General features: G+C 43.9%; 20 protein-coding genes. 11 read left to right on the top strand and 9 right to left on the bottom strand.

Features of this window, described 5'->3' with window-relative positions:
• Positions 1–248 precede the first annotated feature (248 nt).
• The 3 genes from PSBA01_RS07815 to ispH form a co-directional block, all read right to left on the bottom strand.
• The gene (locus PSBA01_RS07815; protein ID WP_186473745.1) at positions 249–1064 is read right to left on the bottom strand and encodes a thioesterase family protein; all 816 of its coding nucleotides are present in this window, start codon (positions 1062–1064) and stop codon (positions 249–251) included.
• Positions 1065–1127: 63 nt separating this feature from the next.
• Entirely contained in the window at positions 1128–1376 is a 249-nt protein-coding gene (locus tag PSBA01_RS07810; RefSeq protein WP_093071151.1) for a hypothetical protein, read from the bottom strand.
• Positions 1377–1429: 53 nt separating this feature from the next.
• On the bottom strand, positions 1430–2386 hold the full coding sequence (gene ispH / locus PSBA01_RS07805; protein WP_058024602.1) for a 4-hydroxy-3-methylbut-2-enyl diphosphate reductase: 957 nt from the start codon (positions 2384–2386) through the stop codon (positions 1430–1432).
• Positions 2387–2739: 353 nt separating this feature from the next.
• On the opposite strand from ispH, the gene gmk reads away from it, so the two are divergent.
• The 6 genes from gmk (at position 2740) to PSBA01_RS07775 (ending at position 10687) form a co-directional block, all read left to right on the top strand.
• Entirely contained in the window at positions 2740–3366 is a 627-nt protein-coding gene (gmk, locus tag PSBA01_RS07800; protein WP_071003072.1) for a guanylate kinase, read from the top strand.
• A 174-nt stretch (positions 3367–3540) separates the two neighbouring features.
• Complete coding sequence (rpoZ, locus tag PSBA01_RS07795) at positions 3541–3801, top strand: DNA-directed RNA polymerase subunit omega (protein ID WP_186473743.1); 261 nt, start codon at positions 3541–3543, stop codon at positions 3799–3801.
• 350 nt (positions 3802–4151) lie between these two features.
• Positions 4152–6350: a RelA/SpoT family protein gene (locus PSBA01_RS07790; protein ID WP_186473741.1), complete on the top strand. Its 2199-nt coding sequence runs from the start codon at positions 4152–4154 to the stop codon at positions 6348–6350.
• 144 nt (positions 6351–6494) lie between these two features.
• Positions 6495–6875 (top strand): RidA family protein, encoded by a 381-nt coding sequence (locus PSBA01_RS07785; protein ID WP_058024599.1) that lies wholly within the window; start codon positions 6495–6497, stop codon positions 6873–6875.
• 136 nt (positions 6876–7011) lie between these two features.
• Positions 7012–9300 carry a primosomal protein N' gene (locus tag PSBA01_RS07780; RefSeq protein WP_186473739.1) on the top strand — a complete coding sequence of 763 codons (2289 nt, stop codon included), beginning with the start codon at positions 7012–7014 and terminating at the stop codon, positions 9298–9300.
• Positions 9301–9517: 217 nt separating this feature from the next.
• Complete coding sequence (locus tag PSBA01_RS07775) at positions 9518–10687, top strand: cation diffusion facilitator family transporter (RefSeq protein WP_058024597.1); 1170 nt, start codon at positions 9518–9520, stop codon at positions 10685–10687.
• Between the two features lie 34 nt (positions 10688–10721).
• On the opposite strand, the gene PSBA01_RS07770 is transcribed toward PSBA01_RS07775, so the two are convergent.
• Complete coding sequence (locus PSBA01_RS07770; protein ID WP_058024596.1) at positions 10722–11021, bottom strand: hypothetical protein; 300 nt, start codon at positions 11019–11021, stop codon at positions 10722–10724.
• A 245-nt stretch (positions 11022–11266) separates the two neighbouring features.
• Here PSBA01_RS07770 and PSBA01_RS07765 point away from each other — a divergent pair, with 245 nt between their 5' ends.
• Positions 11267–11971, top strand: coding sequence for a hypothetical protein (locus tag PSBA01_RS07765; protein ID WP_058024595.1), 705 nt, complete (start codon positions 11267–11269; stop codon positions 11969–11971).
• Positions 11972–12061: 90 nt separating this feature from the next.
• A complete protein-coding gene (locus PSBA01_RS07760) occupies positions 12062–13948 on the top strand; it encodes a monovalent cation:proton antiporter-2 (CPA2) family protein (protein ID WP_186473737.1) in 1887 nt (628 codons plus the stop codon).
• A gap of 23 nt (positions 13949–13971) precedes the next feature.
• On the opposite strand, the gene PSBA01_RS07755 is transcribed toward PSBA01_RS07760, so the two are convergent.
• Positions 13972–14901 carry a DUF2628 domain-containing protein gene (locus PSBA01_RS07755; protein ID WP_186473735.1) on the bottom strand — a complete coding sequence of 310 codons (930 nt, stop codon included), beginning with the start codon at positions 14899–14901 and terminating at the stop codon, positions 13972–13974.
• A gap of 193 nt (positions 14902–15094) precedes the next feature.
• On the opposite strand from PSBA01_RS07755, the gene trmB reads away from it, so the two are divergent.
• The 3 genes from trmB to PSBA01_RS07740 all read left to right on the top strand — a co-directional run bounded on the left by trmB (position 15095) and on the right by PSBA01_RS07740 (position 19161).
• Positions 15095–15934 carry a tRNA (guanosine(46)-N7)-methyltransferase TrmB gene (gene trmB / locus PSBA01_RS07750; RefSeq protein ID WP_186473733.1) on the top strand — a complete coding sequence of 280 codons (840 nt, stop codon included), beginning with the start codon at positions 15095–15097 and terminating at the stop codon, positions 15932–15934.
• Positions 15935–16970: 1036 nt separating this feature from the next.
• On the top strand, positions 16971–18023 hold the full coding sequence (recA, locus tag PSBA01_RS07745; RefSeq protein WP_186473731.1) for a recombinase RecA: 1053 nt from the start codon (positions 16971–16973) through the stop codon (positions 18021–18023).
• Between the two features lie 52 nt (positions 18024–18075).
• Positions 18076–19161 (top strand): regulatory protein RecX, encoded by a 1086-nt coding sequence (locus PSBA01_RS07740; RefSeq protein ID WP_186473729.1) that lies wholly within the window; start codon positions 18076–18078, stop codon positions 19159–19161.
• Between the two features lie 90 nt (positions 19162–19251).
• On the opposite strand, the gene PSBA01_RS07735 is transcribed toward PSBA01_RS07740, so the two are convergent.
• From PSBA01_RS07735 to folP, 4 genes are all read right to left on the bottom strand, one after another.
• The gene (locus PSBA01_RS07735) at positions 19252–19965 is read right to left on the bottom strand and encodes a YidB family protein (protein WP_186473727.1); all 714 of its coding nucleotides are present in this window, start codon (positions 19963–19965) and stop codon (positions 19252–19254) included.
• 255 nt (positions 19966–20220) lie between these two features.
• Complete coding sequence (locus PSBA01_RS07730; protein ID WP_186473725.1) at positions 20221–20670, bottom strand: hypothetical protein; 450 nt, start codon at positions 20668–20670, stop codon at positions 20221–20223.
• A gap of 28 nt (positions 20671–20698) precedes the next feature.
• Positions 20699–20980, bottom strand: a complete 282-nt coding sequence (locus tag PSBA01_RS07725; RefSeq protein ID WP_058024586.1) for a succinate dehydrogenase assembly factor 2 — start codon at positions 20978–20980, stop codon at positions 20699–20701.
• A gap of 94 nt (positions 20981–21074) precedes the next feature.
• Positions 21075–21998, bottom strand: a complete 924-nt coding sequence (gene folP / locus PSBA01_RS07720; protein WP_186473722.1) for a dihydropteroate synthase — start codon at positions 21996–21998, stop codon at positions 21075–21077.
• Positions 21999–22104 lie beyond the last annotated feature (106 nt).

The raw sequence follows: 22104 nt of genomic DNA, 5'->3' as shown, positions 1-22104 counted from the left end.
TAGCGCAAGAACAAAAGCTAACCACTATTCTGAATAAGCCTCTATTAATAACTCCCAAATAGTCGTCAGTTTTTTGGAAAATTGAGTATATGCTTTCATAGTAACCTCTATGTCGATTGATATCATCTGGTTGGTAATATCGTCTTATTAGCTACTATTAAAACCATTTCTCCAATATTTGTATAATTAATTGATTACAACATATCGTTTCGTTTTCCAAAATTACTAGACAGTTGATTCTTTCTCTTTTAACGTGGCATCGGGCGAATGGTGAGAATCTGTTCGCTACGACCGAACGGCCCGTATATATCGTGCAATACTGCACTGGTCAACCCAATACCATCATCGCCATATTGTTGTACGGCTTCAATACCGAGCCAGCGACCTTTAGGGACACGGTGCATATGGATTTGCAGGTCTGTATTAGGGAACATCCACTCTAACTTAGACAACCCAAGACCCAATCTTGGTACCACGCCATTGGCCGTATCGACCATGCCCAGCAGATGCACCATATCATCAGTGGGTACGCCCTCTACCATCTCGACATCGTTGGTTATCCAAACCATGCCGCGACCTTCTCGGCGATCTGGAGCGGCCACCAAACGCACACTTTCAATAAACCCGCCCGGCCAGCCTTGCATGTCTTCCCAAACGGGCAACTCTTCAGGTTTGTATTTTGCTGGTTGATCTTCAAGTCCGGCAATCTCACTGGTATCTTGCGTCATCAGACGCCACGCTCGAGCAATGATGGCATCACGGCCACGGCTACTCATAACCGCTTCAATCAATTCAATGGTTTTACCTGGTCGAATACAGCGAGTGGTGACGGTAAAATCGTCCAGCGGTATCAATCCTAAAATATCAAGGCTGATACGAGCGATACGCATATTGGCTTGCGGCGCAAAGTTATTAATCTCAGCTGTCAGAAGACCTGTCGCTGGTGCCATATGCTGCTCATGCTCATTCCAAGCGCCTTGTGCATGCTTGGTTGGCTGGTAATGCGCCAGACTAACTCCGTCTTCTGGCTGTTCGCGTTTAATAAATTTGTAATAAGCAGTCATAACTATTCTCTATTTCCTATATTTGGCATTTTCACCTGTATTTTTTATTTATGCTTGTATTTTCTATTTATGGGTAAGCTCTTGTTTTCTTAGTATGAGAATACCGCGAGCTTTTTGTATGAAGAACAGTAAGCAAATCATTATGACTGCGAGTACAGCGTAAAGAACGCTTTTTTCTGCCATAAACTTCATGATATTCATAAACAGTACAAAGACCACTGCCACCATGACAAGCATATTGAGTCTCAGTTGCTTATTCACTTCAGCGAGCGTGGCTTCTGCCAATACAAATCTAGCTTTTGGTTCTTTCATGCGAGCTTATCCATATAAATGATGATTCATACAAATACGAGGGCGTGTCCTAATTACTTACCAACTTGGGTGACAGGAATCCGCAAGGCTTTCGGCAGACTAAACGTTACGTTTTCTTCAATACCAGATAGCTCACTAGGCAGATCGCCCCCCCAGTCCTGCAACTGTTGTAACACTTCTTGGATCAGCACTTCAGGCGCAGATGCGCCAGCGGTCACGCCGATACTCTGCACACCATCCAACCAACGCTTATCCATCTCACTAGCGTTATCAATTAAATATGCACGGCAATTCATACGCTCTGCTAGCTCGCGCAGACGATTAGAGTTTGAAGAGTTTGGCGAGCCAACGACTAAAACGACTTCGCAGCGACTGGCCAAATCTTTTACCGCATCTTGGCGGTTTTGGGTGGCATAACAGATGTCGTCTTTACGGGGACCTTGAATACTAGGGAACTTTTCACGCAGTGCATCGATAACACGAGCCGTATCATCCATCGACAGGGTTGTTTGAGTCACAAAAGCCAAGCGTTCGGCATTTTCCACAGTGAGAGCAGCAACATCAGCTTCGTCTTCCACTAAATGGATTTGCCCACCGTTTTTTGCATTGAATCGACCCATCGTGCCTTCTACTTCTGGATGTCCGGCATGTCCTATCAACACGGCATCCATACCGTCTTGTGCAAATTTTGCCACTTCAATGTGTACTTTAGTGACCAAAGGGCAAGTGGCATCAAATACGGTAATATCACGGCGACCAGCTTCATCTTCGACTGCTTTAGAGACGCCGTGAGCAGAGAAAATCACCACAGACCCATCCGGTACTTCGTGAAGCTCTTCGACGAATACCGCGCCCCGATTTGCCAAATCCGACACCACAAATTTATTATGTACAACTTCATGACGGACATAGATGGGTGGCTCAAAACGTATTAGTGCTTCATTAACAATCGCAATCGCACGGTCCACACCAGCACAAAACCCACGGGGATTGGCAAGATAAATTTGCATAAAAAGGCCTATCGTCGGATAATTTATATCTAAAGCTTATGTATAAAAGCTTTGATTCAAAAGTTGGGGCAAAACCAATGCTCTACTTTAGCATAATTTGATTTTATTGCCCTCAAAAATAGCAGCGCACTCATTGCAATATGTCAGGTGCAAACATCAACATGCTAGCTACATATTGCAAAACCCACTTTATCTCACATAAAAGCAGTTTATAATGACGCAACTACGATGATTTCTATCGCCATACATGATGGCGTTTTTTCTTTTTTCCAGTCTCCACCACTGACTGAATCGTCTTTTAGTCTGTTACTAAGACGCATTTTACTAGCACATATTCCATTAGGATAAATTGTATGACAGGTTCATTATTTATTGTTACTGCCGCCTCAGGTACTGGCAAGACCTCACTGGTTAAGCAGTTACTTGCTACGACCAACGACTTAACGGTCAGTATCTCACATACGACTCGCACCCCGCGCCCAGGCGAGATTGATGGTCAGCACTATCATTTCACAGATACTGATAGTTTTACCAATGGTATCAATGCGGGTCTATTTTTAGAGCATGCAGAAGTATTTGGTAACTATTATGGCACGTCAGAGAAAAGCGTACGCACCCAACTAGCAGCGGGGATTGACGTTATCTTGGAGATTGACTGGCAAGGGGCGACGCAAATCAGAGAAATCTTTGCCGATGCCATTATGATTTTTATTCTACCACCCAGCATTGCTACATTGCGCCAACGTCTCTCAACCCGTGCGCAGGATTCTGTAGAAGTGATAGAGCGCCGTCTAGCTGGCGCGGTCACCGAAATGGCACAATACGTAAATGCTGACTATGTCGTGATCAATGATAATTTTGATGTAGCCTTAGCTGAGCTAAAAGCGATTATCGTGGCGGATAGACAAACCCTTAGCCGTCAGCAGCAGCGTTATCATCGCACGATTAGCAACTTGCTAAATAAGCAAGTAGAAGAGTAAACTAGGCTACAATGCTCGTCAGGTGCTTATCTAACAAGTAGATATAAAAAGCAACTACGCGACTTGGCAAAAAATGCTATAATATTTAGCTATCCCCTTTTATGTATTTGATATTATTTTTATTGAGTGGCGGGCAAGGTCCGTGGCTAATAAAAACAACCGAGGTAGCTATTTATGGCACGAGTAACGATTGAAGATTGTTTGGATAATGTTGATAATCGCTTTGAGCTAATTTTGGCCGCGAGCAAACGCGCCCGTCAATTGGCTAAAGGTATTGCCGAGCCAATGGTTGATGTCGATAATGACAAGCCTACAGTATTGGCGTTACGTGAAATTGCCGCTGGAAAAATCACCCGCGACATTCTAAATCAACCAGAGCATAACTTTGCAACAAGCTCATTAGATTTAGCATTGTCAGGCGATCATAGCTTCTAAAAAGCTATTTTTGATAAGGTTTGTTTTGCCAAGTCTTTGAAGCTGATAATGGCTTTATAAGATAAACATAACTTTATTGATAACAAAAACCACAGCATAGGCTGTGGTTTTTTGGTTGTAACTGTATTGTATTTGCTGTTTTGATAGCCATTTATCTATCAAGATAGCCCACTGAGTCAAATTTTTTCATCGCCTACTCGCTTATCAGTTGACATTGAATGCGATTTGCGATTAATTAGAGAATGGCCTATCCCTACTTAAGTTTCGTATGGTTGGTCAATATTCAGTCACCATTTACTGCTTACTTCAATCCATAATCAAGTCAGTCATGGAAAATAGGATCGTCATTTATGAGTCAAACCCTACCCAAACTCAGTCATCATCTCGTCGATGACGCTCAATATAACTTGCTGCGTTCAGTCGGTTATCTCACTGCTGCTGAGCGCCGTGACATTATTGATGCCTGTGAGTTCGGTGATATTGCGCACATTAAAGACAAGCGTAAATCAGGGGAACCTTATATCACTCACCCTATCGCAGTGGCTGAGATACTGGCGGGCTTTCGCTTAGATCGAGATACAATTATTGCAGCGATTTTGCATGATACGGTCGAAGACACCGACGTGAGTGATGAGCAGCTCGAGCAGCGTTACGGCAAGATAGTGGCTAGGCTGGTCGATGGTGTGACAAAACTAAAATCCTCCTCTCACAATAAACAGCAAAACAAAGCAGCGACCTTTCACAAAATTTTGACAGCCACACTCGCAGATCCGCGGGTACTGATTATTAAGCTTGCTGACCGTCTGCATAATATGTCCACGCTTGATGCCGTGCGCCCTGAAAAACAACGTACGACAGCACAAGAAACGTTAGATTTTTATGTGCCATTTGCACGCTTGATGGGTCTTAATGATATCGCCGATTATATTGAGGTGCTGTGTTATCGTAACCTTGATTCTGATATGTACAACAAGATATCTGACAAGCTGCTACAGCATGGACTTGGGCGTAATTTCCAAAGAGAAGCCATTCATCGTTATCTGAGTATCGTGCTTAATAATTTGGGGCTCAACGGACTGGTCAAAGTATTAGACAACCGCGTGGTCATTTACCGTCAGTTTTTCCGCAATCGCGGAGAAATCAACACGCTGCTACGTCACTACGCATTTGAGATTGTCCTCGATAATATCGAAGCTTGTGACAAGTTGGCGTATTATCTTATTAAAAAGTATCAAATTGATGATACGCACATTGCGGATAATATTCGCAGGCCGTTACCAGGTGGCAACCAATCACTCACGCTCATTTATGAGCGCGACAACGATGTCGTAAAAGTGACTATTTTGACCAAGCAAATGCAAAGTGCTGCAAGGCTCGGTGTTATCGGTGCAGAGCATGCTTCTGACGTGAGTCAATCAGTTATCCAAGCGTCACTGCGTAACATGAAAGACTTGGTCGATGAAGACAACTTAAATGAGAATAGTCCTAACTTTTCGGCAGCGGTCTCGACTATTAATGAGCTGATGGATTATTTGCATTCGAGTAAGATTATTTGTTATAGCCCGCAAGGCCGTGCCTATGAGCTACCACAAGGGGCAACGGCATTAGACTTTGCTTACGCAGTCGGGCCTATGGTTGGTAACGTCGCTGTCGGTGCCAATATCGATGATAAAGCAGCAAAACTCGGTACCGTGGTAAAAAACGGACAGTCCGTTGAAATTGAGATAAACAGTCACTCAGAGCCAAAAGCAGAATGGTTAGGATTTGTAGTGACCAACAAAGCGCGTGAAGAGATATTACGTTGGTTCAAAGACTTATCTACCGCTGACAAGCAGCATCATGGTCGTCAAGCGTTAGATCGTGCCCTTAAAACCTATCAAAAAACGCTCGATGACCTAACAGAGGATGATTGGAAAGATCTGACTGAATGGCGCGGTGTGACTGAAAAAAACGCCCTATTCGAACAAATAAGCTCCGGTACACTACTGCCACAGCTTGTAGTCACTCGTTTGTTTAACGATGAAGTCAGTGACGTACAAGCCAAAGCGCACAACGAAGACATGACACAGCCACAGCAGCTGATCGCCAATGCCTCTGGGGTTGAGCTCGATTTTGCTAACTGCTGTCATCCAATCTATGGTGACCCTATCGTTGGGCACTTATCTCGGCACGGCTTGGTCGTTCATCGACACAAATGCTTTTCGCTTGACGACATTCGTAAAGACAATCCCTATCAGGTGATTCAACTGCGTTGGCGTAGTGATAACGCTGTAAAACAAGGTGAAACAGACGAGCATGATATAAAAAATAGCGGCAAAATACGTTTTCCTGCTTACTTAAAGCTGTCTATTGCGCTTAGCGATGAGCAAATCAGTAAAGTGATTTATCATCTGCGCCAGCTGCATATGGGGGTTGAGACCGTTGACGTGCGTAATAGTGATACTATCATCCATATTATCGTACGCAGTCGCAATCACTTAGCTCAAGGCATTCGTGAGCTGCGTTCATTACTCGGCTTCCCTAACATCATACGGCTATATCAATTATAATAACCCTGCCTGTCTAGCAAACTCTTTGTCTAGTCAGATTTGAACGCATCGCGCTGAGGTTTTGACAACCTCTAAAACAATAATAGGCACTGTTGCTTGTCAGTGAGCAGCAGACCAACGCATAAAATACGAAAAGGACATAATATGACTCGTCAAACGATCCAAACAGATAAAGCTCCCGCAGCTGTAGGCACTTACTCACAAGCCGTAAAAGTTGGCAACACCGTTTATATTTCAGGTCAGCTTGGTTTTGACCCTGAAACCATGGAATTAAGAGAAGGTTTTAAAGCACAGGCTGAGCAAGTGTTCGAAAACATTAAAGCGATCTGTGAAGCGGCTGGTGGTAGTATCAACGACGTGGTTAAATTTAATGTATCTTTGACTGATTTAAGTGACTTTGCGGTTTTAAACGAAGTATTTGTGGCGAACCTAAGCGAGCCATATCCTGCTCGTGCTGCCGTACAAGTCGCAGCCCTACCTAAAGGTGGCGTGGTCGAAATTGAATCTATCTTATATATTGACTAAACTGATAGTAATTTTTTTAGATACTCCTATAACAGTCAATCTATCATAAGCTTAGCATCATGCTAAGCTTATTGGTCTCTGCCTCTTTTTCTTCATTTCACATCAATATTAATCTGATAAGACTGCGAAGCCGTTTATGTTGGTACAAGTTGCGCTGCCCGTACCCCTTTATCGGGTGTTTGACTATAGCTTACCGGCGGATATGCTTGCTTCGCCAGACCGTCTGATGCCGTCAATTGGAAGTCGTGTTGAGGTTTCCTTTGGTCGCCAAACCTTAATTGGTATCGTGATTGCTCATGTTTCTGAAGATGAAAGCAGTGTACCCGTCAATAAAATCAAACCGATTAATAAATGTTTGGACGCTGACCCTATTTTGGATCCCAGCATGCTCAAGCTGGCTTATTGGCTGGCGCGTTACTATCATTATCCACTCGGTGATGTCTTAGCCGTCATCCTGCCAAGCCTTGTCCGCCAAGGTAAGCCAATAGATCTGCTAATTACTCATTGGCGAATATTGCCGCATATCACTGATGATGATTTTCGTGCCAATGCAAAAAAGCAAAAGCAGCAGTTTGACATGCTAAAGCTACATGGTGAGCGCGGTGCTAGTGAAGATGTTTTGCTATTAGAAGGTATGCAGCGAGCATTTTTAAAAACGCTCGAAGACAAAGGTCTAATCGAGCGCTATATCCAAACTAAGCAATCCCCTTCTCCCGTGAAATTGGCAAAAATGCCACTTGATCTCAATGATGAGCAGAAACTTGCCGTTGATGCCATCGTTGCTGCGCATAAATCTGAAATCTATACTGGCTTTTTATTAAATGGTATTACTGGTAGCGGCAAAACTGAAGTCTACTTACAAGCGATGCAGGCGGTACTAGAAGCAGGCCAGCAAGTGCTGATCTTGGTGCCAGAAATTGGTCTCACACCGCAGACACGTGCACGCTTTGCTAGTCGATTTGCCGCTCATATTGTTTTGCTACATTCCGGCTTGACTGATACCCATCGTTTGCAAGGCTGGCAAGACTGCCGCACCGGTCATGCACAAATTATCATCGGTACGCGCTCAGCAGTGCTCTATCCATTTGCAGCATTGGGATTGATAGTCGTTGATGAGGCGCATGATGGCTCGTACAAACAGCAGGATACTCTACGTTATCATGCGGCTGATGTCGCACTCTATCGCGGCCTACAGCACAACATTCCAGTCATATTAGGTACGGCAACGCCTTCTCTTGAGCATCTAAAACTGGTCGAAGACGGCAAGCTGGTAGAGTGTCAACTGTTGACTCGTCCCGGCAATGCCAAGCCTGCAACCATGCAACTAATTGATGCGCGCCTGCAAAGCACTCACCAGCAAGCGCAACATGATGGTGCTCGCTATGACACGGGGCTGACAGACTCAATGATTGGGGCAATTAAGCAAACTTTAGAAGCCGGCGATCAAGTCCTGGTATTTTTGAATCGTCGTGGCTATGCGCCTGTTTTATTGTGTGAGGCTTGCGGTTGGCAGGCAGATTGTCCCCGCTGTGATGCTCATTTGACCGTTCACTATAACAGTCTGGCGCAGCGCAGCGGCTATTCAGGTAGCTCTTATTTAAAATGCCACCATTGCGATTGGCAGGCTTATATTCCTACAGTATGCCCTGATTGTGGCAGTCAAAACCTAGATGCCAAAGGCATGGGTACTACCAGACTCAGCGAAAACCTGCATGCAATCTTTGCCAATCCCCAAACCAGCAAAGTGATTTATCCAATTATCCAAATCGATCGTGATACCACCAGACGAAAAGACAGCTGGGAGAACATTTATCAGCAAATTAACCAGGGCAATCCTGCGATATTAGTTGGCACACAAATGGTGGCTAAAGGTCATCACTTTCCTAATGTCACGCTGGTCTGCTTACCCAATGCCGATCGCGGATTTTTATCGGCAGACTTTCGCTCACCAGAGCATACGGCACAGCTTATGATTCAGGTAGCGGGCCGTGCTGGTCGAGGCGACAAAGCTGGTCGCGTGTTGATCCAAACACTACAGCCTGACAATGAGTTACTGTTAAAACTGGTCAAAGATGGCTACTTGTCATTTGCCCGCGAGCTATTGCAAGAGCGTAAAATGATGGGCTTACCGCCTCACAGTTATGCCGCACTGATACGCTGTGAGGGCAAGACGCTGGCAGCCACCACTCAAGCGCTCAAAGATGCCATTGCTCATCTGCCAAGCAGGCACAACCTTGCCGTTCTTGGTCCTATTGACGCTCCGATGAGTAAAAAAAATAGTCGCTATCATGCACAGCTGCTGCTCTTAGCCAAAGACCGGCAGCAACTGCACCTTGTTTTGCATCAATGGTGGCAGCCCGTACTTGCCTTACCAAGTGCCAAATACCTCAAGCTTACCTTAGACATTGACCCCGTTGGTTGGTAAAACCGACACTTATCATTCGTCGGTGTTCTATATAGTGTTGTAATTTTTGTGATTTGTGCCTCCTAATGATTTTTACTTCGTCGTTACAGCTTCTAATACTTGGCTATGTTAAATTTATAACCTTCATCAAATGGTATGTGATGAGAATCTCACATCTACTCGACTTGCAATCGATACTGTTTACTTAACCTAGATACTAGCTGACTTGAGTGTTGTTATGAATCAGAATAATCCAAGCCCTGAAGAGCACAATCATCGTCATCAAAATGATAGCCATGAGCACTCGAATAACGATTATGACCGTAACGACACTCATAATCATGAGGGCAGCCACAACCATGGTAATCATTTAGAACAGCAGACAGCATCACGAGACACCAAGGGTTACCAGCGCACCTTACTCTTTAGCTTTATTATTATCACCGGTTATATGTTTATTGAAGCTATCGGCGGCTGGCTCACTGGTAGCTTGGCATTACTATCCGATGCAGGGCATATGTTAAGCGATGCCATCGCGCTTGGCGCCACCCTAACGGCATTCAAAATTGGCGAAAAAGCAGCCACGCATCAAAAAACATTTGGCTATAAGCGTTTTGAGATACTGGTCGCGACCCTGAATGGCGCTACGCTCGTTTTTATCGCCTTGATGATTTTTTATGAAGCGATCAAACGCTTTAATTCCCCGCCTGAGATTGCGACGCAAGGTATGCTGATTGTGGCGACGGTCGGTATGTTGGTCAATATCTTGGTGGCGTGGCTCATGCACCGAGGCAGTCAAGGTGGAGAGTCTCACGGGCACAATCATGGTAGTAACGATGCCGCATTAACAAAAACACCCGATAATAAAGAACCTGTCAATCTCAATATGCAAAGTGCGTACTTGCATGTGCTTAGCGATTTGATGGGCTCTGTCGCCGCGATCATCGCCGCCCTATTGATGATGGGGTTTGGCTGGGTATGGGCAGATGCCGTGGCATCCGTGATTGTCGCCATTCTTATATTAGTCAGTGGATACCGTGTCGTACGTGATTCTGTGCATATATTAATGGAAGGCACCCCTGCCAACATATCGCTAGTCAACGTTGAGCAAAAATTACTCGCACACCCTCAAGTACAAAAAGTCCATGACCTACACGTTTGGAGTATTACCAGTGGCCTACACGCCCTATCCTGCCATGTCGTAGTCGATGGAGACATGAGTATTCATGAGTCGAGTAGCCTCATTGCCAATCTTGAACAAAGCCTATCAGCGCTCGGCATTCATCATGCGACTATTCAAGTTGAAAGTTTGTCACATCCACAAAACAGCTCACATAGTGAGGCTCTTGTTTGCGATATTTCGGGACAAGCACCTGCTAGCAACAGTCATATTGGTCATAATCATTAAGAGCAAATACCAGTATTGTTAGAAACTTGGCCAATTATTGGTTATGTTTTATCAAATGATATAAATAAAGCAATATGTGCCAAATAATCCAAGCAGCCACCAACACCCAAAGGCTGATACCAACCACGAGTAACATCATTCTGACCCATATATCGAGGCAGCCATTGCAGATATTTGGCAAATAGACTGAGCCCATGTTTGACATCATCAGCAACAAAAACCCAAGTGCGAGTATGACACCGGTACAAATGACGATAAAGGCTATTTTGCCAATAATTTTCAATGAGGCTCGCCACTTAGGACAAGCTGTCAGCTCTGATGAGTAGTTGCTCATAAAGGTCATTCTCAATAATCTGATTGGCTATAAATCATTGTTGTCTTACATAGTATTAAAAATGAAAACCTATGAGCCAATAAAAGAAGAAGGTTTCACTTAAGTTTGCCTAAAACTTGTTTCTACGATTGTAATAGCATGTTAAAACTGATGAAAAACCCTATCTCTCGACCATATTTTTGATATAAATTCTGTATACTTAAGACTGACTACCCCTTTTCACGATCTATTGATGATATAACATTATGTCTAGACGTTCAGCACCCTTTGTCGCCCCAGACTATATCGATGATCCTACGTCAAAAGACGGCAAAAAACACGCCAAAGTTTTGCTATCGACGCTGCAAGAGGACATTGCAAACTTTCGTCATGAGCAATTTCCGCCTGATATTTTGCGCCAGATTCGCGATATGCCTATCTATGAAGGCAACTTAGCAGAGGTACAGGCTTATCAGCAACGTTGGCAAAATCTACTTGAGCGCGCCAAGGATTTTTATCCAGCGGCCAATATGCCACCTGATTATCTGCCACTGCCTGCCAGTCTTGAGATACCGCAGTTTATCTATCATGTTCAGCGCCTACATTTAACCAAAACGCGAGCCAAGGAATCTAAAAGCTTTGGCTCAGTTGGGGCACTGACTGATAAATGTGGTGACTATACTGATGATGAAGTTGCTCGCATGACAGCGGTACTGGATAATGACGACGACGCGCGTTTGGTCGCTCATCGTGAGTTTATTGATCTGCGCGCTTATGTTTTTTGCCGCGATAGCAAGGGTGAGATGCTAGAGCCTGAACGGGTACGTTTTTATCGTACTGGTCTTATTGTCCATGCTTTGCCTGATTTTAAGATTGTCGACAGCAGGCAAACACCGCGCAAGCGCCGCAACGACGCTTATAACAATCCGCTTGCAGATAATGGTGTTTGGAAGATTTATCGCAAAAAATAATGTATGTTGATGCTATATTTTTTCGCGATACTAATTTTAGTTATACCCGTTTTAAATTGCTTATTTTGTCCTAATTTCTGAGGATTCCAGATGTTCGCTGCCGCCGCCGGCTCACCAAATTTAATGTTACAAGCCACTATCTTTTTGGGAGCAGCGCTGCTCTTTGTTCCCCTTGGTAAACGCTTCGGTATTGCAACGGTCCTAGGCTACCTCATCACAGGGCTTATATTGGGTCCAAGCGGTTTGGATGTGGCGGGTGATGCTGAAAGTCTACTGCACTTTTCAGAGTTTGGCGTGGTCATGCTGCTATTTATCATCGGGCTTGAGCTGCAGCCATCGCGGCTTTGGGCGCTGCGCCGCTCTATATTCGTTCTTGGCGGTCTACAGGTTGGGCTGACTGGTACACTATTGATGGGGCTATTGCACCATTTTTTCGCCTTACAGCTAGATACTGCTTTTATCGTTGGCTTTGGTTTAGCACTCTCCTCGACCGCTTTTGTACTACAAATATTGACCGAAAAACAGCAACTTTCGAGCACACATGGCCGCGAAGCTTTTACTATCTTACTATTCCAAGATATCGCGGTTATTCCTTTATTAGCAGTCATTCCGTTCCTATCGGGGGTTCGTGAGCAAAGCTACGATTTACTGTACTTTGGGAAAGTATTCGCAGTCTTTGCTGGTCTCATTTTTGCCAGTCGTTATGTGGTTCGACCATTCTTTAAGTTTGTGGCCTCAAGCGGTGCTTCAGAACTACTAACGGCGGTCGCGTTATTTATTGTTATGGGCGTGTCTATTTTGATGGGTCAAATTGGTCTATCAATGGCACTAGGTGCATTTTTGACAGGCGTGTTGTTAGCTGACTCTGAGTATCGACACGAGTTAGAGGCCAGTATCGAACCGTTTAAAGGATTGCTATTGGGTCTATTTTTCATGTCGGTCGGTATGCTCACTGACGTCAAACTCATTTTGGCCAAGCCGATATTTATCATTGGCTGTGCCCTCGCCTTAATGTTCATCAAATTTGCAGTGATTGCAGCCATTGCCAAAGTATCTGGCAACCGCTGGCCAACCAGTATCAGATTGGGTGTGACCTTGGCACAAGGCGGTGAATTTGCCTTTGTTCTGTTCAGTGTCGCCACCGCCCAAAGTGTCTTACGTCCTGAGCTTGCCAATACGCTAAACCTTGTCGTTACGATCTCAATGGCACTGACACCATTAGCCTTTTTGTTGTTAGAAAAAATAGGCGAGCCGCTATTTGCCAAACGCAAACCAAGTCGAGAATACGACACCATTCCTGATCATGAGCATCAAGTGATCATCGCAGGGTTTGGTCGAGTCGGTCAGATCATCGGTCGTGTGCTTCGTATGCATAACATTGAATTCACCGCCATTGAACGTTCTGCCAACCGAGTAGATTTCGTGCGTAAATTTGGTAACCAAGTCTATTATGGCGACCCAAAAAACCCTGAGATTCTACGAGCTGCAGGTATTCAAAAGGCGCGTGTCTTTATTTTGGCCATTGATGACCTAGAGCGCTCCATCACTACCGCTCAGTATTTACGTAAAAACTATCCTGAGCTGATTGTATTAGCCAGGGCGCGGGATCGTCAGCATTACTACCGCTTACGCGAAGTTGGTGTGCGTCACATTTGGCGTGAGACTTACTTGTCATCTTTAGACATGTCACGTGAATCGCTACAGCTACTCGGTATCTCTCCGGAAAAAGCTCGAGAGACAGTAAAAACATTCCGTGATTATGATGATGACTTAATTGAGCGTCAGCAAGCCATTTACGATGATGAAGCCAGCATGATTGAGTCTGCACAATCAGCGATGGCAGAGCTTGAAAGCCTATTTGATGAAGATATCGGCAAAGCGCGCAAGATGGATTTGACCGATTTCTACGAAGCCTTGAAGAGCCAAGCGACGCCAGTTGACGAACCACACGATACCGCAACAGACTCTAAACACTAGCAAAAACTAGATAGGTATAGCCCCTAGTCAGATAGACAGTTTTTAGGGGCTTGTTTTTTATTTAGTGAGCTTGTGCAATCCCAGTTATCACTGTCTGGTATATGATAAAAAACCAATGTCTGCTCGTTCAGATAGCGGATTGGAAATGTCACGTTCTGGATCGTAGCAATCACCGCGCAATCCGTCTCTAGCACACCAGCCGCTTGACTATCGACATGCATACGTACCTGCTGCTGCTCGGTACTGAGTGGCAAATCTACAGGACACCGCCCTGTCTGCTGATAAATCAACGCCACGCGGTTTTGGGCATTTTTGGCAATATCATAAGCATCAAATAGCACCTCATTTTCTTTTGGTTTGGCGATAATAGGTAAAAACTGCACCTTAATGACCAATAATGCAAAGGCGAAAAAACCAAACCCCAATGCTAAGCCAAATAAACTGACGCCGCCTTCTCTTTTTAAATGCGCTTGTTGTGCCGCCTCATCTCGCGGATAATCGTTAATCGCATCCGCGATCTCACGTCGCGCCATCCGGTAATAATATGCATCTGTCCAACGTGCCACCATAGCAGACCAAAACAACCAAATAATCGCAGCAATCCCGATACGCGTGGCCATCTGATAAGCCTCAGGTATATATGACATCGCCACAAACTCAAAGGCAACAAGCACAATGGCGACATTAAGCTGAATAAATGACCATCCTGCCACGCTATACACAATGGCATCCATATAGCGTTTACGGTATAACAGCCAAGGAAACGTCATAAAAAATGCAGCCCAATGCCATTTTGGCGACAGATAGCCTTGCTGATCAAACTGCTCAAAGCGCTTGAGATAATAGCGCTGGGTACGATCACCAATAAACCATTGATCCAGTTGCTTGCGTTTAGCAGGTGTTAATGACTCTTGATAAAACGGTGGCGGTGAATCCGTCTCAATAAATAGCATGGCAATACGCTCTACTGATTCTAAAAAACATCCTTAACAATGACACTATGATAACGCTAAAACCCATATCTAGGATAGAGAAACGACAGAACTGAGCAGCAAACGCGCTAAAATAAGATTGCACGTTCACAGTTGTATGGATTTGACTTATAATGAGTCAACATCACCCACTTAATTAAGCCTTACAAATCCTATGAGTCAAAATCCTGATATCCATGCCACCATCAACAGCCTTGATACTACTGATGAGCAAACCTCTAATAATACTAGTGCGCCTATCGATACGGATACAAACGCTAGCCATGAGATAGAACCTGGCTCTGACAAACATATCCGCATCGTTAATACTTTTATGAAGCGGCGTACGCACATGAACAAAAACGCCGAGCTAGCACTTACCGCGGCAGAGTTTTCTGAGTATCTGGTCAATAACAGTTTCGGCGATGGCGATCTTTCAGGTATTGATGACTTGCGAGCATTGTTCGCTGATAGCCCGAATGGTTCTGATGCACCGCTGACCTTGGAGATTGGTTTTGGTTTGGGTGATTCATTTATCGAGATGGCAGCCGCAGAGCCCGCGCGTAATTTTGTCGGTGTCGAAGTGCATGAGCCAGGTATTGGTAAATGCGCTTATATGGCAGGAACGCAGAACTTGAGCAATGTCAAAATCATCAATGGCGATGCTATTCAATTGCTGAAGCAATTACCAGAAAATCATATTGACCGTATCCAGCTTTACTTCCCTGATCCATGGCAAAAGAAACGTCATTACAAACGCCGTTTCGTCAGTCCTGAGCGTATGGCTATCGTTACGCGCAGTCTAAAACAAGGCGGCTGGTTTCATACAGCCACTGACTGGGAGCATTATGCATTTTGGATGGTTGAGGTATTGGATGGGTTTGCTGGATTGACCAACAAAGCAGGCGCGGGCAACTTCACCGACCGTCCTAACTTTCGTCCAATGACCAAGTTTGAGCGTCGCGGTCTTGAGCGTGGTCACGGGGTCTGGGATTTGATCTATATCAAAGACTAGCAAACACAATCTTGCTATCGATAATTTTGACAAAGCGGCTATTCTATTTAGCCGCTTTTTTATGCCCGTTTATAAGCTTGCTATCACAGCAATAAATATGCTTGGCGGGTCGTTTGTTGCTTTTATCTCGTCATACTCTTGACTTCAAAGCCCTATAGTATGGTAATACGTGGAAGAATCACAAATTGTAATTATGTGAAACATAGCGCTTAGAGCATAGCTTGTCGACGAAAAATCATCTTTAACGCACAATATTGGAAGCTTGCAATATATAACCTATACACGCAAGCATAGATACCATAAGGGCTTCGAGAGTTCTCCCCATAAACTGTGGATAACCCTGTGTATAAGTCGCCACTTGACAACTATATACCTAGGAAACTTAAAGGATAAGGTAAAATCGTTCATTTTTTGTACAATTTAAAAATAATTTAAAAACAATAACTTACATTAAATATAAAGCCATAAAAAATTATTTCAAATGTTTTTAAAAATAATTTAGCCGTTTATAATGTTTCACAACCAATAAAAATGAGTACATTATTTGCTGTGGACAACTCATAAGTCTATTGACAAACATAGCTGTTATCAGGTTCAAAAACACATTTAAACGAGTGGCTATCTTCGTGAATCCTCACTCTTATATCGTACGACATTCAGTGTCGTTTAGCGTCGCCCAAGACTCAATATAGCGCTTGGATTTTGTTATAATTACTCTATCGAATCAATAGCACTACAGAGATTCAGATAGCTATTAGTCGTTAATATCCGACTCAAAAGCTATTGTAACTGTGATTGATTACGAACTTATTTTTACTTCTCTCGTTATTTAATTTTACTGTATAGTAGAGCGATATCTCGATATTACTACTGATAGCAGTCATATGACAACCTGTGTATTTGAGTCAGCTGTCAGAGCGCTAATAGCTATATGATTTACCTTAGTAGCGCTGCTCAGTATGCACCAGTTATCACTCTTAGACGTATAAATCTTTTATCTATAGCACCAAATCAATTATCAAAAAAGGAATCCAGTATGGACGACAATAAAGCCAAAGCCCTCAAAGCGGCATTAGGTCAAATTGAAAAGCAGTTTGGTAAAAATACCATCATGCATCTTGGTGATGATTCAGCCATTCTTGATGCCGATGTGGTCTCAACAGGTTCTCTTGGTCTAGATATCGCACTTGGTATTGGTGGATTGCCGAAGGGTCGTATCATCGAGATCTACGGGCCTGAGAGCTCAGGTAAAACCACAATGACCTTGCAAGCAATCGCGGAGTGTCAAAAACAAGGCGGCACCTGTGCATTTATCGATGCTGAGCATGCGCTTGACCCTGTGTATGCACGCAAGCTAGGCGTCAATACCGATGACTTATTACTGTCACAGCCTGATAACGGTGAGCAAGCGCTTGAAATTACTGACATGCTCGTGCGTTCAGGCGCGATTGATATGATCGTTATTGACTCGGTTGCTGCCTTGACTCCGCGTGCAGAAATTGAAGGCGAGATGGGCGACTCACACATGGGTCTGCAAGCGCGTCTGATGAGCCAAGCGCTACGTAAGATTACTGGTAATGCTAAACGCTCTAATTGTATGGTTGTGTTTATTAACCAAATCCGTATGAAAATTGGTGTTATGTTTGGTAGCCCAGAGACTACAACTGGTGGTAATGCCCTCAAATTCTACGCCTCTGTACGTATGGACATTCGCCGCATTGGTGCGGTCAAAAATGGTGATGACATCATCGGTAACCAAACCCGTGTCAAAGTCATCAAAAACAAAATGGCACCGCCGTTCCGCCAAGCTGAGTTTGAGATTACTTATGGCGAAGGTACCAACCATTTGGCCGAAGTTATTGACTTAGGCGTCGAGATTGGCGCGGTTGGTAAGGCAGGTTCATGGTACAGCTATGGCGATGAAAAAATCGGTCAAGGTAAAGCCAATTCTGTCCTGTTCTTAAAAGAAAACCCTGCTATTGCCAAAGAGATCGAAGATAAAATTCGTGACGAAAAGCTTGGTAAGAAAAAAGATAGCAAAGCGCCTGAAACTGACGATGTAGAACTGGCACCTGACTCTGTACAATAATGGTTCACTAGTAACCATCATCAGTGACCGCTATAAATAATCATGACTTATTATGAAAATTAAAACATTGGCTGAAATCTTAGCTGAGTCGGAAACCGGCTCAGCTAGTTCTGTTGAGACCAAACAAAAAAAACCTACTAAACACTCCTATCAAAACACATCTAACAAATCAGGTAAATCTAGCAAGCTTTCTAAAGACCCAGATCAAGATCATTCAAGCACTAGTGAGCCTACTGTTGACACATCATATTTTGAAGAATCTTCTGCTAAGATAAAAAAAGACTCTAAATCCAAAAAACGTAAAAAACGCTTTCATCCAGCTGCTAACTTCACCGCTGAGCCAAGCGATACACCTGCTTATCAGCCACCTGAAGCACAAACCATCAAAGAGATGCTGGCCGAGGTCAAGAACAGCGTACATAGTGGTGATGCAGAGAATGACATAGCTGAAAACGACAACTATGCCCCCTCGTTTGAGCAATCAGAATGCGGAAGTGAACGTCCATCATTTGATGATAGGGCAGTAGAAAACCAAAACGATAATATACCAGCCGCGCTTAAAGCTTACCTGCGTACCCCAGAGCAAAAACAAGCAGAAATCGATGCTATCAAAGCTGAGAGCCGGCTACGTTGGCTTGCCTTCTATTACTTGTCACGCCGTGAATATGGCAAGGCTGAGCTCAAACAAAAACTGATCGACAAAGAACAAGACCCAGAAAAAATAGATGCCCTACTCGATGAGTTCGAGGAAAAAGGCTATCAGAGCGATTACCGTACTACCCTAATGCTCATACGTGAGAATATTCGTAAAGGTCGTGGGCGCGGGCGAATCAAGCAAGAGTTCTATCGTAAGAAAATCGCTATGCCAGGCAATATCGATGAATTGATTGATATGGCAAATAGCGACTCTGAAGAATTTAGCGAATTTGTCGATGATAGTGCAGATAATTTGGTCGATGGCGTAGATTGGCTAAAACTGGCTGTGGTAGCCCGTACCAAAAAATACGGTGACGACCTACCTACTGAGCAAAAAGACAAAGCCAAACAACTGCGATTTTTGCAGTACCGAGGATTTAATACAGATATCTGCTTTGCAGCGCTCAACTACACAGTGGAGACCTTAGACGAGCGATTTTAAAACCTTAATACTACTATAATAGACATAAAAAAGAGCACGTCGTCAAACGCACTCTAAATTTATAACTCTAAGCTTTTTTAACTCAGTCCGTTACTTCAAAGTACCGAGACGATTAGATAACTGATTGATAATTTGATCAATCTCTTCGTTGGCTTCTACTTCATTATCTAGATTGCCATTAGGCGTGAGCTGGTTCATTACCTCAGGCAGTAATTCAGCCAAACCTTGACGTACTTCTGTTTCGTTTGCACCCGTACGCGCTGCTACTTGCTGAATCTCACGCTCATCAAACAGCTGATTTATCTCATTTGGGTCCAAGTTCTCGTTGGCCTCATTCGTGCTCATCCAAGAACGTACTTGTTCAGCATGACCCATACCAGTAATTTTCGATAGTGCACCGCCTATACCGCCATTACGCTTGATCCAGCTCAGCACCATTGGCATAAGGACAGCGATAAGCATCCCCTTACCGCCAAAACCACTATTGCTACGCTGACCCCCTAGTACACTGCCTAAAATATCGCCCAGTCCACCAGCACCTGAGCTTGCACTACCACGCTGACTGCCACCAGCCAAACCACCAATGATATCATCTAAACCAAAACCATTATCTGGCTTACGATCGTATTGCTGCGGATTGTAGCCACCTGCTTGACTACCGCTGCCCAATACGCTGCCTAGTATATCGCCCAAGCCACCAGTACGACGTGGGTCGATACGTTGATTAACTGGGTTGCGCTGAGCATCGTCTGGATTCATTGCGCTACGTGCAACTTGGCTGACCAAATTCCCTAATAAGCTCATACTCTATTCCTCTTTTTGTCATATTATTTATCATAAAAACCTACTGCTTAATCCTATAAATACTTGCTTTTCGCTTGTATAAATTTGAGAAATGAGACAGTCGGTTTATGTGCTTTGTTATTGACTTTTAATATAACAAAACTCTTTGGAGATCAAGATAGGTATTTTGTTATGACATGTAGGTAATCGTAAGCCTATAACAGATGAGTAAGACTAAATAGAAACGTGAAGATCAATCAGTATATTTTACCCTGTTTAATCCTTATTAATATTGGCTAAAATACTGAGCTCTCGCCATTGCTCAGGGCTTACTTGATCGCGAAATATAGTCATTGATAAAGATCGCTGATAAGGCTCAAAGATACTAAACTCAAAAACCATCGCCCATTGATAGCGGTTGACAGAAATTAAGTGCGCTTGCCATAGCTCATCGCCGCGGCCTGTTCGCATCAACAATTGCCATTGTTTATCCATACGCTGATCAAGGGGTGGCTGGCTAAGATGCAGTATGGTTGGTCGAGATATGGATAGATAACTTGCAACCGCTGCTGACACTATAAAAATAAGTAGGTACTGCCAAAATGCTAAAGGGGCCAGCCATGTCAACACCATCATGATGGCGGCCAAGCTAACATACAGCAGCCAACGTAAGTAACTGGCAGGCTGGATAGCTGTATCAATTCGTAGAGACGTTACTAATGTCATCTATATATGCCAATCAATTGCATAGCCTCTACACCAAGTCTTTGGTATGACGCCATGTTTTTATCTTATTGACTAGCGCCCATATGTCATCTTCTGCTGGACGATTTTGATTGGTAAAGTAATCCAATAAATCAGGGTCTTCATGCGTGAGCATCTGAGCAAAGGTCTCTTGCTCAGCAGAATCTGCTGTCAGATACAGCTCTTTGACATAAGGATCGATATAAAAATCTAACTCTTTCAAGCCGCGACGAGCTTGATAAATAATACGGCGCTGCTCATTGGTCGGTTCTGGCTGAGTGATACTGGTCATAAAGATACTCTCTTTCATTTCAATAGTTTTTGATGTGGTATTCAATCATAGTGGAAAATTAGATCGTAGATATTGTATTTATCATGGTGTAGCTTTATCGAGTATTTGTATTAATAATACAATGCTCATGATGGTACGCTGATAATTGACTCCATAGTGCCACTGCTTGCTGCATCATGCCTACATTATGCGTGCGAATGATGCTGGCACCTTGTTGTAGCGCAAATATCCCAGCAGCAGTCCCTACTGCGTCTCGTTCTATCGCTTGAGTGGTCTGTACTGTTTTGACACCACTATTGGTCAATACCTCTGCTAAAAAGCGCTTACGTGAAATACCAAACATCATTGGCAAACCCAATGCCTGTAAGCTGTCTAACTGACTTAATAAAGCACAATGATGCTCATAGTTTTTGGCAAAACCAAAACCTGGATCAATAATAATATTTTCCTGCTTAACCCCAAGGCGCGTTACCTCTTTGATACGTGTGGTCAGTTCTGTGCTCACTTCATCAATCACATTATCATACTGTGCCAGATTGTTCATCGTCGTTGGCTCACCGCGCATATGCATCAGCATGACAGGAATATCAAGGCTAGCGGCCAGTTCTGCAGCGCCAGTACGTTTTAACGCCCTGACATCGTTCCAAATATCAGCACCAGCATCAAACGCCGCCTGCATGACCTCTGGGTTGCTGGTATCAATAGATAACCACACATCTTTGCCAAAATACTGACGAATGGCTTGTACCACTGGCACAACCCGTTGTAGCTCTTCAGTAGTCGATACAGCATCTGCATTGGGGCGAGTAGATTCACCGCCAATATCAATAATAGTAGCACCGTTATCCATCATCTGCTGACAATGAGCAACGGCATTCTCTACCGCATTGAACCGCCCACCATCCGAGAATGAATCTGGCGTTACATTCAAGATACCCATGATATGCGGCTCAGACAAATTCAAGGTTTTATTACGGCTCGATATTTTGTAGTTGGGTAAAGGCTGAAATAATGACATGACCGATCCATCATAAATAAATTGTATAAAATAGCTCGAGAGTTCGTTATCTGTGCTTATGATACCAGTAAATCTTATGACGTCCTAAGCTCTTAAAAGAATGATG

It is taken from the genome of Psychrobacter sp. KCTC 72983 (assembly GCF_014280455.1).
In the GTDB taxonomy this organism is placed as follows: Bacteria; Pseudomonadota; Gammaproteobacteria; order Pseudomonadales; family Moraxellaceae; genus Psychrobacter; species Psychrobacter pacificensis.
The sequence above is the reverse complement of the archived record's forward strand: the minus strand, read 5'-3'. Positions and strand labels throughout refer to the sequence as shown.

Coding starts and splice junctions, on each gene's coding strand:
- PSBA01_RS07815 (WP_186473745.1), bottom strand. CDS start 1,064: ATGACTGCTTATTACAAATTTATTAAACGCGAACAGCCAGAAGACGGA.
- PSBA01_RS07810 (WP_093071151.1), bottom strand. CDS start 1,376: ATGAAAGAACCAAAAGCTAGATTTGTATTGGCAGAAGCCACGCTCGCT.
- ispH (WP_058024602.1), bottom strand. CDS start 2,386: ATGCAAATTTATCTTGCCAATCCCCGTGGGTTTTGTGCTGGTGTGGAC.
- gmk (WP_071003072.1), top strand. CDS start 2,740: ATGACAGGTTCATTATTTATTGTTACTGCCGCCTCAGGTACTGGCAAG.
- rpoZ (WP_186473743.1), top strand. CDS start 3,541: ATGGCACGAGTAACGATTGAAGATTGTTTGGATAATGTTGATAATCGC.
- PSBA01_RS07790 (WP_186473741.1), top strand. CDS start 4,152: ATGAGTCAAACCCTACCCAAACTCAGTCATCATCTCGTCGATGACGCT.
- PSBA01_RS07785 (WP_058024599.1), top strand. CDS start 6,495: ATGACTCGTCAAACGATCCAAACAGATAAAGCTCCCGCAGCTGTAGGC.
- PSBA01_RS07780 (WP_186473739.1), top strand. CDS start 7,012: ATGTTGGTACAAGTTGCGCTGCCCGTACCCCTTTATCGGGTGTTTGAC.
- PSBA01_RS07775 (WP_058024597.1), top strand. CDS start 9,518: ATGAATCAGAATAATCCAAGCCCTGAAGAGCACAATCATCGTCATCAA.
- PSBA01_RS07770 (WP_058024596.1), bottom strand. CDS start 11,021: ATGAGCAACTACTCATCAGAGCTGACAGCTTGTCCTAAGTGGCGAGCC.
- PSBA01_RS07765 (WP_058024595.1), top strand. CDS start 11,267: ATGTCTAGACGTTCAGCACCCTTTGTCGCCCCAGACTATATCGATGAT.
- PSBA01_RS07760 (WP_186473737.1), top strand. CDS start 12,062: ATGTTCGCTGCCGCCGCCGGCTCACCAAATTTAATGTTACAAGCCACT.
- PSBA01_RS07755 (WP_186473735.1), bottom strand. CDS start 14,901: ATGCTATTTATTGAGACGGATTCACCGCCACCGTTTTATCAAGAGTCA.
- trmB (WP_186473733.1), top strand. CDS start 15,095: ATGAGTCAAAATCCTGATATCCATGCCACCATCAACAGCCTTGATACT.
- recA (WP_186473731.1), top strand. CDS start 16,971: ATGGACGACAATAAAGCCAAAGCCCTCAAAGCGGCATTAGGTCAAATT.
- PSBA01_RS07740 (WP_186473729.1), top strand. CDS start 18,076: ATGAAAATTAAAACATTGGCTGAAATCTTAGCTGAGTCGGAAACCGGC.
- PSBA01_RS07735 (WP_186473727.1), bottom strand. CDS start 19,965: ATGAGCTTATTAGGGAATTTGGTCAGCCAAGTTGCACGTAGCGCAATG.
- PSBA01_RS07730 (WP_186473725.1), bottom strand. CDS start 20,670: ATGACATTAGTAACGTCTCTACGAATTGATACAGCTATCCAGCCTGCC.
- PSBA01_RS07725 (WP_058024586.1), bottom strand. CDS start 20,980: ATGACCAGTATCACTCAGCCAGAACCGACCAATGAGCAGCGCCGTATT.
- folP (WP_186473722.1), bottom strand. CDS start 21,998: ATGTCATTATTTCAGCCTTTACCCAACTACAAAATATCGAGCCGTAAT.